Origin of the sequence: Psychrobacter sp., from assembly GCF_030454045.1 — a bacterium.
Lineage (GTDB): Bacteria > Pseudomonadota > Gammaproteobacteria > Pseudomonadales > Moraxellaceae > Psychrobacter.
Window position 1 is genome coordinate 13361 of the sequence record NZ_JAKDJE010000039.1, and the last position, 13725, is coordinate 27085.

Sequence of the window (13725 nt, forward strand, 5' to 3'; positions counted from 1 at the left end):
AAAAGAGAGTAACAACACAGTCATGACAACTGACAAAGTAGTGCAACGGTTCATACCCGAACGGCAGGGATTTTAAGCTCAAACAATTTAAAACTATCGCTAATATAATTAATAACAATCGTCTATTAATTATGTTTTATAGAAGCACTTCATTCTATACACTCATAAAAAACCAATATGTTATCTTTTGACTTATCCAGTAATAAAATCGTTAAAGATATTCTTATTATTACTATACCGTTAAAGTATTACAGCGATATTATTTTTCACTAAAAAACAAATCTTAAAGTTATATATTCACTCATCATTCATTATAAAATTTTAGTATGATTGTCAGCAAAAGCTGAGTAGTATGGAACGTGTACAGAGAGCAATTGATGTTAATCAATCACAACATCAACTGATATTGTTTTGCGATAACAGATATTAGGATAGATAAAACTGCGCCTGTATTATCCGATAAAACAAACAACACAACAAGGAGTGTTTCATGCTGTATGCAAATCCCAATACGGAAGGTAGCCCTGTTCAGTTCCGCGAAAAATACGATAACTTTATTAATGGTGAGTGGACCGCTCCTATCGATGGAGAGTATTTTGATAACACAAGCCCCATCGATGGTAAAACTATTTGCCAAGTCGCCCGCTCAAAACCTGCCGATATTGAAAAAGCACTAGATGCCGCACATGCTGCCAAAGATGCTTGGGGCAAGACCAGTGTTACTGAACGTGCCAACTTGTTACTCAAAATTGCTGACAGCATGGAAGCCAACCTAGAAGCGATTGCGATTGCCGAATGTTACGAAAATGGCAAACCTGTTCGTGAGACACTCGCAGCCGACATCCCTCTAGCCATTGATCACTTCCGTTATTTTGCCAGCGCCATTCGCGCACAAGAAGGCGGTATCAGTCAGATTGACGAAGACACTGTGGCTTATCATTTTCATGAGCCACTTGGTGTCGTCGGTCAAATCATTCCTTGGAACTTTCCTATCCTAATGGCCGTTTGGAAGCTAGCACCTGCCCTTGCTGCTGGTAACTGTGTCGTTCTAAAGCCAGCCGAACAAACGCCAGTTTCTATTTTGTTCCTGTTAGAGACCATCGGCATCGCTGATATCTTGCCAAAGGGCGTGCTAAACATCGTCAACGGCTTTGGGGTCGAAGCAGGTAAACCACTTGCGTCAAATCCGCGCATCAATAAAGTTGCCTTTACAGGTGAGACCACGACTGGCCGCCTCATTATGCAGTACGCGAGCGAAAACATCATTCCAGTGACGTTAGAGCTTGGTGGCAAAAGCCCTAACATCTTCTTTGCCGATGTTATGGATGAGGACGATGACTTCTTGGACAAAGCGGTCGAAGGTCTAGTGATGTTCGCGCTGAACCAAGGTGAAATCTGCACCTGTCCATCGCGGGCACTCGTTCATGAGAGCATCTATGATGAGTTCATCAAACGCTGTATCGCCCGTGTCGAGGCCATCAAAATGGGCAACCCACTCGATACCGACACCATGATTGGCGCGCAAGCCAGCTCAGACCAACTAGAGAAAATTTTATCTTATCTCGACATCGGTAAAAAAGAAGGCGCAAAAGTGCTCGTCGGCGGCGAACAAGCCAAACACGATGGCGACTTGACAGACGGTTACTACGTCAAACCAACGATCTTTGAGGGCACCAACGACATGCGCGTGTTCCAAGAAGAGATCTTTGGACCTGTCCTTGCCGTGACTACTTTTAAAGACGATGACGAAGCCATGCAGATTGCCAATGACACCTTGTATGGTTTAGGCGCTGGTGTATGGACCCGTAGTGTACACAAGGCATATCGCTTCGGACGTGGTATCCAAGCAGGCCGCGTATGGACCAACTGCTATCATATTTATCCATCACATTCGGCGTTCGGTGGTTACAAACAATCTGGTATCGGACGTGAAAACCATTTAATGATGCTCGACCACTATCAGCAAACCAAAAACATGCTGGTGTCGTACAGTCAGAAAAAAATGGGCTTCTTCTAAACCATCATTTCTAATCATGGAGCGGGTTATCACAAGTGTTACATAGCCCGCTCGCTACAACGATCTAAATAAAAAACTGAGACGAATTTTTATATCCTCTAATGCGCTTAGGTGCACAGCAGGAAAAATTTGTAGCAGTCTTGCGTTCAAAATAAGGTGTTTGCATATTTTGAATGCAATATCGCAACAACTTTTTATATCAACATTTATCAATCACCCATAAAAGAGAGCTTATTATGACTAACAAAATGAAAGCCGCTGTATTACATGAGTTCGGTCAAGACTTAAAAATCGAAGAAGTCGACATTCCAACCGCAGGTGCTGGGCAAATAGTTGTCAAAATGCACGCCTCAGGCGTCTGTCATACTGATTTGCATGCGGTTGAGGGGGACTGGCCTGTTAAGCCAAGCCCACCATTTATCCCAGGCCATGAAGGTGTTGGCGTGATCACGGCGGTCGGTGACGGCGTAACTCATCTCAAAGCAGGTGACCGCGTTGGTGTGCCATGGCTATACTCTGCTTGTGGTCACTGTACGCATTGCTTGGGTGGCTGGGAAACCTTATGTAAAAAGCAAGAAAACTCTGGTTACTCAGTGAACGGTAGCTTTGCAGAATACGTCCTTGCAGATGCCGACTATGTTGGCATTATTCCTGAGAGTGTCGACTCCATTGAGATTGCCCCTGTTTTATGTGCGGGCGTCACGGTATATAAAGGACTTAAAATGACCGACACCAAGCCAGGCGACTGGGTTGTTATTTCAGGTATCGGCGGCCTTGGTCACATGGCTGTACAATATGCCATTGCCATGGGGCTCAATGTTGCTGCTGTTGATATTGATGACGAAAAACTTGAATTCGCCAAAAAGCTGGGGGCAACAGTGACGGTAAATGCCAAAAATACAGACCCAGGCGAGTTGCTACAAGAAAAAATCGGTGGCGCTCATGGCGTGTTAGTCACTGCAGTATCATCAAAAGCTTTTGATCAAGCCTTAAGCATGTTACGTCGCGGTGGTACTTTAGTATGTAACGGACTCCCCACTGGCGACTTCCCTGTGTCAATCTTTGATACTGTACTCAATGGTATCACCATACGCGGCTCTATCGTTGGCACACGTCTTGACTTACAAGAGTCGCTAGATATGGCTGCGGCTGGCAAAGTCAAAGCGACCGTCAAAGCTGAGCCGTTAGAGAACATCAATGATATTTTTGAGCGGATGCGTAATGGCAAAATCGAAGGTCGTATCGTCATCGACTATAATCAATAACGGATAGTAAAATGACAGTGTTATAAGCTTATTACGTAGTTATTCCAACTGTCAATTATCAGCCGAAGGTCGTATCTTTTTAGTCATATGCCAGTTGTGATGTGTCTGAAGATGATGCGACCTTTTTGATTTGACTGTGGCATACTGATACTAGAGAGCAATTATATAAACCATGGATGGGCTATAAGAAGGAGTACGATATGAAACTGGCAGCAACAGAGTCGTGTAAGGCGTTGATTGAGCTACTAAAGTCCAAGCATGGAAAGCTGATGTTTCATCAGTCAGGTGGCTGCTGTGATGGTAGCTCGCCGATGTGCTATCCATTAGGAGAGTTTAAGGTAGGCGGTCAGGATGTGCTGGTTGGTGAGCTTGTTGGCTGTCCATTTTATATGGGACGCGCACAATACAATCTATGGCAGCATACCGATTTGACCATTGATGTCGTCAATGGTCGCGGTGCGAGTTTTTCGTTAGAAATCCCTGAAGGCAAACGCTTTATCGTACGCTCAGAAATCTGCACGATATAAGGACGTTTGACGCAAAACTAGGTAGCATTAATCTTAAATAATGTACCCCATATGACAGTCTTAGCTTGTCCTATGATATTGGGGAAAAACTGGCTGATTTAATAAAAACAAATCATAGCAGCACCTAATAACCACAGCATCTAATAGCTACCGCACCAAATAGTCAGCAGCTGCTCAATAATCCACTGATTTTTACAAATTATTGTCATTTATACATTTGTCTATCATCACAACAATAAAAATATTTGTATCCGAAAAGTAACTAATTTATTCATACACATGTATATTAATAACTTTTTATTATGAATTTTACTGTCAAAATTCGTAAAAGTTACCTTTTTTGGTTGTATTAGCTCTCTAAAATAATAGAAATCGTCTTTTTTATTAAATTATTTCAAAGATTTCTTGCATTATCGCTATTTATGAGAGTATATTCAAACGACTTATTTATAACGATATGTTCTACATTATATAAATTAAATCTTTCTCAACTTTATATATGTATCTTTTTGTAAAAAACATATCTTCAAAATAAATATACCAAAAGCAGTTGAAAGTTTGCTAATTCCTCAGACAGGCATAGCAATTTATAAGCAACTACCTATCATTACATGGGACGTAATAATGCAAAAATCATTCTTTAAACTGACGCTGTTGACAACGCTTATCTTGGGTATGAGTGCTTGTAGTGGCGACAATAAAACCACTGACGAGTCTGCTGCCAGCTCAGATGCAAAAGCCGCTAAAACCCTACTTTATTGTTCAGAAGGCAGCCCAGCTGGTTTCGATCCCGCACAGTACACCGCCGGCACCGATTTTGATGCGAGTGCTTATCCTATCTATAACGGTTTGGTACAGTTTAAAAGAGATGGGACTGAAATTCAGCCAGGACTCGCTGAAAGCTGGGATATTAGCGAAGATGGTAAGAGCTATACCTTTAATCTTCGAAAAGGCGTCAAGTTCGGTAAAACCGATTATTTCACACCAAGTCGCGATTTCAACGCAGACGATCTGATTTTTACATTAAAACGTCTCACCAACCCAGACTTTGAATTTAACAAAGCTTACCCTGCAGAGTTCCCCTATTCAGTTGGCATGGGATTACCTGATATCATCTCAAATATCGAAAAGGTCGACGACTATACTGTCAAAGTCACGCTTAACGAAGTCAATGCCCCATTTTTACAAAACCTAGCGATGCCATTTGCTTATATCAACTCAGCTGAATATGCAGATCAGTTGATGGCCTCTGGTAATGAGCCTGATATCAATAACAAACCTGTTGGTACTGGGCCTTTCGTCTTTACGTCCTATCAAAAAGACGCGCAAATCCGTTATACCAAAAACCCAGACTATTGGGACAAAGACAACATCTACATCGACAACCTTGTGTTTGTTATTACTAAAGATTCAGCCGTTCGTGCGCAAAAGGTACAAGCGGGTGAATGTCATGTGTCCGCTTATCCAAAGCCTGCCGAAATTGAATCGGTCAAAAAATCTGGTAAAGCCACCGTTCTTGATCAACCAGGTTTTAACGTCGGTTATGTCGGTTACAACGTTGAAAAGCCAAAGCTAAGTGATCTTAAAGTACGTCAAGCATTGGATATGGCGATCAATAAAGACGCGATCATCAATGCTGTCTATCAAAGCGAAGGTCTCAAGGCAACCAACCCAATGCCGCCTACGCAGTGGGGCTACGACGACTCTTTAAAAGATGCACCTTATGATGTTGAAAAAGCAAAAGCGCTGATTAAAGAAGCTGGCGCGGACAATATGAACATCGACTTATGGTACATGCCTGTTCAACGTCCATATAACCCTAATGCCAAACTCATGGCTGAAATGCTCCAAGCAGATTGGGCGAAGATTGGCGTCAATGCCAAACTGGTTACTTATGAGTGGGGCGAATACCTAAAACGCGCGGCGAAAGGCGAGCCTGATGTGATCTTGGCAGGTTGGACGGGTGATAATGGTGATCCGGATAACTGGTTGGGCTCATTACTGTCTTGTGACGCGGTCGGTGGTAATAACTACTCACGTTGGTGTAATAAAGACTTTGATAATTTGGTCATGAAAGGACGTCAGGTCACCAATCAAGATGAGCGTGTGGATGACTATGTACAAGCTCAGCAGATCTTCAAAGAGCAGCTTCCTTGGACGACTATGGCGCATTCGGTAGTTACCGTGTTCACTGCACCAAACGTTGTGGATTTCAAAATCAGTCCACTTGGTGCTGTACGTTTCGATGGCGTGAACGTTGAATAGCCTTAGCTAATTACGTCCGGTACGACATGCACTATTATTTGATTTGTATTCGGCTGGCTCAGAATCTCTGTTCCAGCCGTATTTATATGAGTTGATTGCTTTTTGACTCACATACTTTTCATTTGAGCACCTTTCACTTGAGTACTTTTGATTTAAGTGCTTGGTCATTTAAGGGCATGGTCACGGACGACCTCATTCATTGCTACTACTCCACTCATTGAATCACAACTATTGAGCAGCCCATGCTACTTTATATTCTGCGCCGTATCGCCATTCTTATTCCTGTCTATCTTGGCCTCACGCTATCGACTTTTACTCTGATCCGTCTCGTACCAGGCGATGCAGTCGAGATCATGATGGGTGAGCGTATGGTGGATCCAGAGCTACATGCTCGCGCCCTAGAAAGACTGGGATTAGACAAACCCCTTATCGTTCAATACTGGGATTACTTGACGGGTATATTGACGGGTGACTTTGGTCAATCCTTTCGTACTCGCTCTCCTGTGTTACAAGACTTTTTTGCGCACTTCGTTCCAACGTTAGAGTTGGCGCTATGTGCGATTGTCATTGCTAGTGTGATTGGTGTGAGCTTAGGTATCTTTGCCGCGCTACGCCGTGGTACTTGGATTGACTATACTCTGATGCCAGGGGCGCTGGCAGGATACTCGATGCCGATCTACTTACTAGGCCCTATTCTGACAGGTATATTCGCTCACTATCTTGGCCTTTTACCCGTTGCTGGTGTGATCTCTGTCGCACAGTTCTTGGATGTCCATCCCTTGTACGGCTCATGGTTACTTGGCTCTCTTACCTCAGGGGAACCGGGCGCTTTTTGGAATGTGGTCAAACACTTTATCTTGCCATCAATCGCACTATCGACCATTCCACTCGCGATGATCGCGCGGATGACACGCTCTGCGATGCTGGAAGTGTTGGATGAAGACTATGTGCGTACGGCTCGCGCCAAAGGCTTATCGCCACGCCGCGTGATCATGGTACACGTGATGCGTAACGCGCTAATCACTGTCGTCACTGTGGTTGGCTTACAAATGGCAACCTTGCTTGCAGGCGCAATTATTACCGAGACTATCTTTAGCTGGCCGGGTGTTGGTAATTGGCTTCTCGATGGCTTTTTTACTCGTGATTACCCCATTGTGCAAAACGGTATTTTGTTGGTCGCCACTGCTTTGATTTTGGTCAGTTTATTTATTGATATTTTGTATGGTCTGATCAATCCGCGTATTCGACATACCTCTTAATGTCACAATGTTGCAATGTTGCAATGTCACATTGATAAATACTTATATTATAAATAGTGATGATTGGCGCTGAAGTGATGTTTTAGCAATGCTTAGTACTTTTTTAGGAACAAAATTCTAAAAAATGTCACTGCGCTAGCCACTATAGGAACTGCTCATGAAGCCTTCTGTTCTCCCCTCTGATGTCAATCTGATGGCTGCCAAACCGCCATCGTCTTGGCAACTATTTTTATCGACCTTTTGCCGAAACAAGGGCGCGGTGTTGGGTTTTATTATTCTCATGCTAATGGTTATTGTTGCCATACTCGCGCCCGCAATTGCCCCCCATGACCCTTATGAATTATTTACCGGCCAAGAGCAATTGCCGCCAGCCTTTTTAAGTGGTGGTGATGCGATGTTTTGGCTAGGCACTGATGATGCTGGACGAGATACCTTGTCTCGGGTGATGTATGGCGCGCGTTACTCTCTGTTTATCGGTCTGAGCGCGACGACACTTGCGATGTTGGTCGGCATCTCTTTAGGACTTAGTGCTGCCTTTTGTCCCAAAGTTTGGGGCAAAGCGGTCATGCTGGTCAATGATATTTTGATGTCTTATCCAAGCTTGCTCTTGGCCATCATCATTGCCGCTATTTTAGGGCCCTCTATGACCAATACGATTATTACCATCGCTTTGGTCTGTACGCCGCCTTTTATTCGTCTGACTCGCGCCACCGCGATGGTGGAGTTGCAACGTGAGTACTTTATCGCCTCGCAGGTGATGGGTGCTGGTGTGCTGCGTTTATTATTCATCACAATTTTGCCCAACTGCATGGCACCGCTTATCGTACAAGCAACGATGATTTTTTCCTCTGCTATTTTAGAAGCGGGTGCGATTGGTTTCTTAGGCTTTGGTGTACAGCCACCTGATGCTGAATGGGGTGCGATGCTCGGTACGGCTCGTCAATACATTCAAAGTAATGTTTGGCTCGCTATTTGGCCAGGTGTCGCTATCTTCTTGGCTGCATTGTCGATTAACTTGACGGGTGATGGCCTGCGTGACGCGCTCGATCCCAAATTAAAGCAGGTGACCTAAGATGACTGATACTTTAATTAAAGCGCCTACCACTCACACTTCTATGAATGGCGCATCAACAACAGACGCGCCGCTGTTATTGGACATCGAAAATCTGTCGGTCACTTTTGGTCAAGGAAAGCGTGCCTTTCGTGCTGTCGATGATGTGTCTTTAAAAATCACACAAGGTGAAGTCATCGCTGTCGTTGGTGAATCCGGCTCAGGTAAGTCAGTCACGATGATGGCACTAATGGGACTATTGCCGCCGTCTGCCACCGTCCGCGCCAAGCGAGTGATGTTTGATAATAAAGACATGATCAGTATGCCTGCCAAGGAAAAACGCGGCATCATTGGCAAAGACATCTCCATGATCTTTCAAAACGCGATGTCTTGCCTCAATCCAAGCTTTACCGTTGAGATGCAGCTGGGTGAAGTACTGCGCAAGCATCTTGGTTTGCGCGGTGCAGCAGTACAGGCACGCATATTAGAGCTGTTAGAGTTGGTCGAAATGCCTGACGCCAAAAACCGACTCAAAGTGTATCCACATCAACTCTCAGGCGGTATGAGCCAGCGCGTTATGATTGCGATGGCGCTTGCGTGTGAACCAAAACTGCTCATCGCAGACGAGCCAACGACCGCACTTGATGTCACCGTACAAGCGCAGATCATGGATTTGCTCGGTCGATTGCAACGCGAAAAACAGATGGCGATGGTTTTGATTACCCATGATTTGGGCCTTGTTGCACAAAACTCGCGTGATGTCGCGGTCATGTATGCTGGACAAGTGGTTGAAACCAGTACCGTGCCAGAGGTTTTCCAACATCCTGCACATCCTTACACAGAGGCGCTTTTACAAGCCATTCCTGAGCTGGCTATCGGACAAGATCGATTGAACAGCTTGCCTGGGGTCGTACCAAGTCAATATGATCGCCCAAGCGGGTGCTTGTTATCTCCTCGCTGCCCATATAAAGAGCCTGCTTGTGACGTGCCGCCGCCTATTTTGGACACACCAAATGGCAAAGTGCGCTGCATTTATGCCGATCCTACTGCTCGCACCCCCATCTCTCACGCTGCTATTTTGGAGTCACAAGTATGAGTAATAAAGTGGTTTTAAAAGCAGACAATCTACATAAGCACTATCCGGTATCACAAGGATTGGGCAAACCAAAAGCGCACGTCAAAGCGCTGAACGGTATCTCTTTTGAGCTTGAGGCTGGCAAAACATTGGCAGTCGTTGGTGAATCAGGCTGCGGCAAATCTACCCTTGCCCGCCAGCTGACACTCATCGAGCAGCCGACGCAGGGCGAGCTTTTTATCAACGACGAAGCCACCACTGGCTATAGTAGAAAGGCGCTCAAAGACTTACGTACCGAAATTCAAATGGTCTTCCAAAACCCTTATGGTAGCTTGAATCCGCGTCATACTATCGCCTATCAATTGACAGAGCCGTTGGATATTCATACCAATCTGTCGAAAGAAGAAAAGCGTGACAAAATCAACGAGATGATGAGAAACGTGGGTCTACGTCCTGAACATGCTGGGCGTTTCCCACATATGTTTTCGGGTGGTCAGCGCCAGCGGATTGCCCTTGCCCGCGCCATGATGCTCAATCCAAAAATTGTCGTTGCTGATGAGCCGACCTCCGCGCTTGACGTATCGATTCAGGCGCAGGTCTTAAATCTGTTTATGGATTTGCAAGATGAGTATCGTACTGCCTACGTTTTTATCTCGCACAACTTGTCAGTAGTACGCCATGTCGCTGACGACGTGATGGTGATGTATTTAGGTCAAGCCGTCGAGCACGGGCCCAAAGAAGCCATTTATAATGCGCCAAAGCATCCTTATACCATCGCATTACTGGCGGCTGCCCCCACGGTAAATGGCCAAAAGAAAGATTTGACGCTACAAGGTGAGCTACCAAGCCCGCTTAATCCGCCAAGCGGCTGCGCTCTACATAAACGCTGTCCATATGCGACCTCGCAGTGCAGCGAAATAGAGCCTCAACTGCGCGAATGGGATGGTCGATTGGTCGCTTGTCTACGTTTGGAAGAGATATATGGTTAAGATGACTAACGGCTAAGTAATACTCACTACGCCGCGACATTTAGGAAATTGCGCGCACCCATAAAAGGACTGTCCTTTGCGTGCGCCATTTTTTGTGGTGCGTTCAACCATCTCACCGTTACATCTTGGACAGGTTGGTGTTTGGACGAGATTAACGTTATCTTCTACCGTCTTAAGTATCTCAGGTTCATTCACTTTTGGCTCAGATTCTATAATCTCAAATGGCGTAAGAAAAACCTTATCAGCCATATCATGCGGTTTGATTATTTGCTGAGTATTTAGACTATCAATTGGTAATGCGGTAGATTCAACCTCAGTTTGACCAGACCATCGATGCACTTCTCTACTCTTTAGGATAGTTCTATCAACAGTTTCTTTTACTATAGGCTCAGGTGTAGGATTCTCAGTATTCTTGATCGGATTACTGTACTTATCTTTTAGATAGGCTTTATGCTGCCGATTGGTGCGCCAAGACTTACTAAATCTATTGCTATTAATCTGCTCAACGATAGATAAAACCTCATCTTCAGTGAGTAGCTTATCTTGCTTTTTCTTTACATACGAGACCATACCACTCGTCAATACATGTTCGGGCAATTCATCGCGGGTTTTTAACTCGCACTCACCGATAAAAGCAATCATCGAATGGAAGTAGCTCAGCTCCAAGCCTAATAAATCTGCGAGCGTCTTAATATGTAAGTAGTTTTGACGTAGCGGATTTTGGAATTTGAATTTACTTCCATTTGGAAAAGCTTGTGTCCACTGCTTTTGCGTTTCCTTTCCGTATATCCAGCCTTTATAATTTTTGGTTTCAATCACAAAGATGCCGTATACGGAGACGATAACATGATCGATTTGCGTACTACCACCATTGGCTAATGGCAAAGTGATATTATTTAAACGGTGATACACGTCTTTTTCAAGCTTTAGCCACATGGCGACGTTGATGACGGTTTCACCTAAGAAACCTTTAAAGCTAGATTTTAGGGACATGGTGGATTTCTCAAAGCATGGCTTATTAGGTTGACATCTACTAAACAAAAGATTTAAGCCCATATAAGATATTTATAAATATGATTACACCAATGACAATTTTCATGAAGCTTGTACTTTCTTGTTTTGCTTCTGCAAAATTCTGCTGAATTGAAGCTGTAACGAAGGCTATATCGGTTGAAGTAGGCTTATAGCTGTTAAAGGTGACTTCATTAGCTAAGCTTGGAATGTCATCAATAAGCTCAGTCACTTGTGGCCGAAGGTGCTTCTCATATCCTTTCCAAGGATTATCACTCTCATAAAGTTTTCGTACGCCATAATACATATCTTCTTCAAAATAACTGTCTTGAATCCATTGATCGTAATAAGCTGGGTCCCAAAATTTGGCAGGAAGTACAGTAACCTCAGCTGTTTCATCACTGATTAAAATAGGGAATGAGCTTTGTAAAATACCATTGGGTAAATGTAACCGCCAAACGAATATACTGGTAGACTTTAATGGTAAAGGCGTGATGCTATTAGGAATGTCAAAACCATGCATTCTAGTATGTTCGTCAGTTATGTGCTCGGCATACTTTGATATTTCTATATCATCCGTATCAGGAATGGTATTTTTAAAAGTATAAAGTTCATGTGCAATTTCTGCTAGATAAGAAACTGGTGTTCGCCCTGTTGGATCGTATAAGACTTCAGCAGGACAAGAATATGTCTGATCAAAAGACCATAGCATTTTATTTGCTTGGACGACATGAGCCCATACTACTTTGCCTGTTTTATATAGCTTAGCCAATTGATTCATTTGTTCATACAAGACGTCGTCCTTCATCCATTTTGGAGGCATCATTTGTAAGTAAGCTAAATCCGCTCGATCTAAATTAGCAAATTCAATCTCCCTGTCAAACTTCAACTCCATAGTGGGTACGGGTGGCAAAGGCTGGTTGAAATCAGTATTGCTTAATATAGTAGATGGAACTAGCTCCAACACACTTTGCCAAATTGTTTGGTCTTGTAATGCCCCATCGTCACTAGCTATTATCAATGCTTGGTAAATCACTTGCTTAGGAACGAAAAAATCACACAAATCTTGGATATCACTATCAAAATCGACAAACATGTTTTCAGCCAGTGCGGCCTGATCTCCTATACAATGATCGCTTGCATCAGAGTACCAAACTGGGACTTCTCTACGAGCTCGCCCAATGACTTCACCTAAATAATAGCTCAATATCTCAATAGTCGAGCTATTGTGCAGCGGGTATTCTAAAGAAAAGATTCGATGTTCTGTAAATTCAGGCAGTCTATTTTTAACCGTTAGCAACCAATCATCAACTCACTTAAGACTGTTTATTGAATAATCAAGATTACAGTTACGAAGCTCTCTTTCATATTTAAAGTCCTGATGTCTGGTCAAACCATCTAACTCATCAGGATTCGCCTGTTCTGACCTATCGGAGAAAAAATCATCTAACGTTAAGAGCACGCTTACCGTTTCAACAGTCGGTTGATTAGACGTAAGGAATGGCTTTTGCGAGTTAATAGAAGTCGTGCAACTTGTCATGATTTTATCATCTTAGAAAATATTGAATTTTAGTTTATGTCGTTTAATAGTTAGCTACCGATGACTACCTGTCTACTAAATGTTTCTTCTTCCATTGCACATAATTAAAGTTGTCTTTAGCAATGTCTATATGCCAATCATAAGGAAATAAGTCTGATTGTATTTCTAGTGGAATACTATTTTTATGTATAAAACACCGATTAACTAATAACTCGAGCCTTTCCCAAACTCTGTGTAACTGCTTATAATCCAATGTAAAGGAGAATAAGCAATGACAAAAGAAACAGAACTAAAGAAATTAGCCGAACAAATGGCTAAACACGTTGGAAGCTTCGAAGACATCAAAGCATTTCAAAAAGAGCTCATGCAGTCATTTATTGACACTGCCTTAGAAGCCGAGATGGAAGATCATCTAGGCTATCCTAAGCATGAAAAGGCGGATAAGCAAAACAAGCGCAACGGTCACACTAAAAAGACAGTACGCAGTGACACAGGCGATCTTGAGATATCCACCCCCAGAGACCGTGAAGGGAGCTTTGATCCTGCATTGGTTGGCAAACACCAAACCCGTATCACTGGGCTCGATGATAAAATCATATTTCACTACAGGCATAGCCTTACGTCTTGCGCTTCGGGCAAGTGTCTCCCAGACACTTGCTGATCCTCGCTCATACGCCAAAGGTCAAACCACTACTGAGATTGTCGAAACCATCAAAGACATCTACG

The 13725-nt window shown here is 43.6% G+C and carries 11 protein-coding genes; 9 read left to right on the top strand and 2 right to left on the bottom strand.

Annotated elements, in window-relative coordinates:
- Positions 1-490 precede the first annotated feature (490 nt).
- The 8 genes from L0G63_RS08485 to L0G63_RS08520 all read left to right on the top strand — a co-directional run bounded on the left by L0G63_RS08485 (position 491) and on the right by L0G63_RS08520 (position 10448).
- Entirely contained in the window at positions 491-2017 is a 1527-nt protein-coding gene (locus tag L0G63_RS08485) for an aldehyde dehydrogenase family protein (protein ID WP_301450254.1), read from the top strand.
- A gap of 236 nt (positions 2018-2253) precedes the next feature.
- Entirely contained in the window at positions 2254-3282 is a 1029-nt protein-coding gene (adhP, locus tag L0G63_RS08490) for an alcohol dehydrogenase AdhP (RefSeq protein WP_200960300.1), read from the top strand.
- 200 nt (positions 3283-3482) lie between these two features.
- Entirely contained in the window at positions 3483-3809 is a 327-nt protein-coding gene (locus L0G63_RS08495) for a DUF779 domain-containing protein (RefSeq protein WP_058023776.1), read from the top strand.
- A gap of 624 nt (positions 3810-4433) precedes the next feature.
- Positions 4434-6074 carry an ABC transporter substrate-binding protein gene (locus L0G63_RS08500; RefSeq protein ID WP_301450255.1) on the top strand — a complete coding sequence of 547 codons (1641 nt, stop codon included), beginning with the start codon at positions 4434-4436 and terminating at the stop codon, positions 6072-6074.
- Positions 6075-6316: 242 nt separating this feature from the next.
- A complete protein-coding gene (locus L0G63_RS08505; protein ID WP_301450256.1) occupies positions 6317-7333 on the top strand; it encodes an ABC transporter permease in 1017 nt (338 codons plus the stop codon).
- Between the two features lie 157 nt (positions 7334-7490).
- On the top strand, positions 7491-8405 hold the full coding sequence (locus L0G63_RS08510) for an ABC transporter permease (RefSeq protein ID WP_301450257.1): 915 nt from the start codon (positions 7491-7493) through the stop codon (positions 8403-8405).
- 1 nt (position 8406) lies between these two features.
- Positions 8407-9480, top strand: coding sequence for an ABC transporter ATP-binding protein (locus tag L0G63_RS08515; protein WP_301450258.1), 1074 nt, complete (start codon positions 8407-8409; stop codon positions 9478-9480).
- A complete protein-coding gene (locus L0G63_RS08520; protein ID WP_058023780.1) occupies positions 9477-10448 on the top strand; it encodes a peptide ABC transporter ATP-binding protein in 972 nt (323 codons plus the stop codon). Before L0G63_RS08515 ends, L0G63_RS08520 begins: the two co-directional genes overlap by 4 nt.
- Positions 10449-10460: 12 nt before the next feature.
- On the opposite strand, the gene L0G63_RS08525 is transcribed toward L0G63_RS08520, so the two are convergent.
- Together L0G63_RS08525 and L0G63_RS08530 are read right to left on the bottom strand one after the other, a co-directional pair.
- Positions 10461-11441, bottom strand: a complete 981-nt coding sequence (locus L0G63_RS08525; RefSeq protein WP_301450259.1) for an NERD domain-containing protein — start codon at positions 11439-11441, stop codon at positions 10461-10463.
- 40 nt (positions 11442-11481) lie between these two features.
- Entirely contained in the window at positions 11482-12759 is a 1278-nt protein-coding gene (locus tag L0G63_RS08530) for a hypothetical protein (RefSeq protein ID WP_301450260.1), read from the bottom strand.
- Between the two features lie 511 nt (positions 12760-13270).
- Between L0G63_RS08530 and L0G63_RS08535 the strand changes: the two genes are divergently transcribed.
- Positions 13271-13660, top strand: a complete 390-nt coding sequence (locus L0G63_RS08535) for a transposase (protein WP_301450261.1) — start codon at positions 13271-13273, stop codon at positions 13658-13660.
- Positions 13661-13725: the final 65 nt, after the last annotated feature.

What these genes read in the sequence shown, in the direction of transcription:
- L0G63_RS08500 (WP_301450255.1), top strand. Translation starts at nt 4,434, where the DNA reads ATGCAAAAATCATTCTTTAAACTGACGCTGTTGACAACGCTTATCTTG.
- L0G63_RS08535 (WP_301450261.1), top strand. Translation starts at nt 13,271, where the DNA reads ATGACAAAAGAAACAGAACTAAAGAAATTAGCCGAACAAATGGCTAAA.
- L0G63_RS08495 (WP_058023776.1), top strand. Translation starts at nt 3,483, where the DNA reads ATGAAACTGGCAGCAACAGAGTCGTGTAAGGCGTTGATTGAGCTACTA.
- L0G63_RS08485 (WP_301450254.1), top strand. Translation starts at nt 491, where the DNA reads ATGCTGTATGCAAATCCCAATACGGAAGGTAGCCCTGTTCAGTTCCGC.
- adhP (WP_200960300.1), top strand. Translation starts at nt 2,254, where the DNA reads ATGACTAACAAAATGAAAGCCGCTGTATTACATGAGTTCGGTCAAGAC.
- L0G63_RS08515 (WP_301450258.1), top strand. Translation starts at nt 8,407, where the DNA reads ATGACTGATACTTTAATTAAAGCGCCTACCACTCACACTTCTATGAAT.
- L0G63_RS08505 (WP_301450256.1), top strand. Translation starts at nt 6,317, where the DNA reads ATGCTACTTTATATTCTGCGCCGTATCGCCATTCTTATTCCTGTCTAT.
- L0G63_RS08525 (WP_301450259.1), bottom strand. Translation starts at nt 11,441, where the DNA reads ATGTCCCTAAAATCTAGCTTTAAAGGTTTCTTAGGTGAAACCGTCATC.
- L0G63_RS08520 (WP_058023780.1), top strand. Translation starts at nt 9,477, where the DNA reads ATGAGTAATAAAGTGGTTTTAAAAGCAGACAATCTACATAAGCACTAT.
- L0G63_RS08510 (WP_301450257.1), top strand. Translation starts at nt 7,491, where the DNA reads ATGAAGCCTTCTGTTCTCCCCTCTGATGTCAATCTGATGGCTGCCAAA.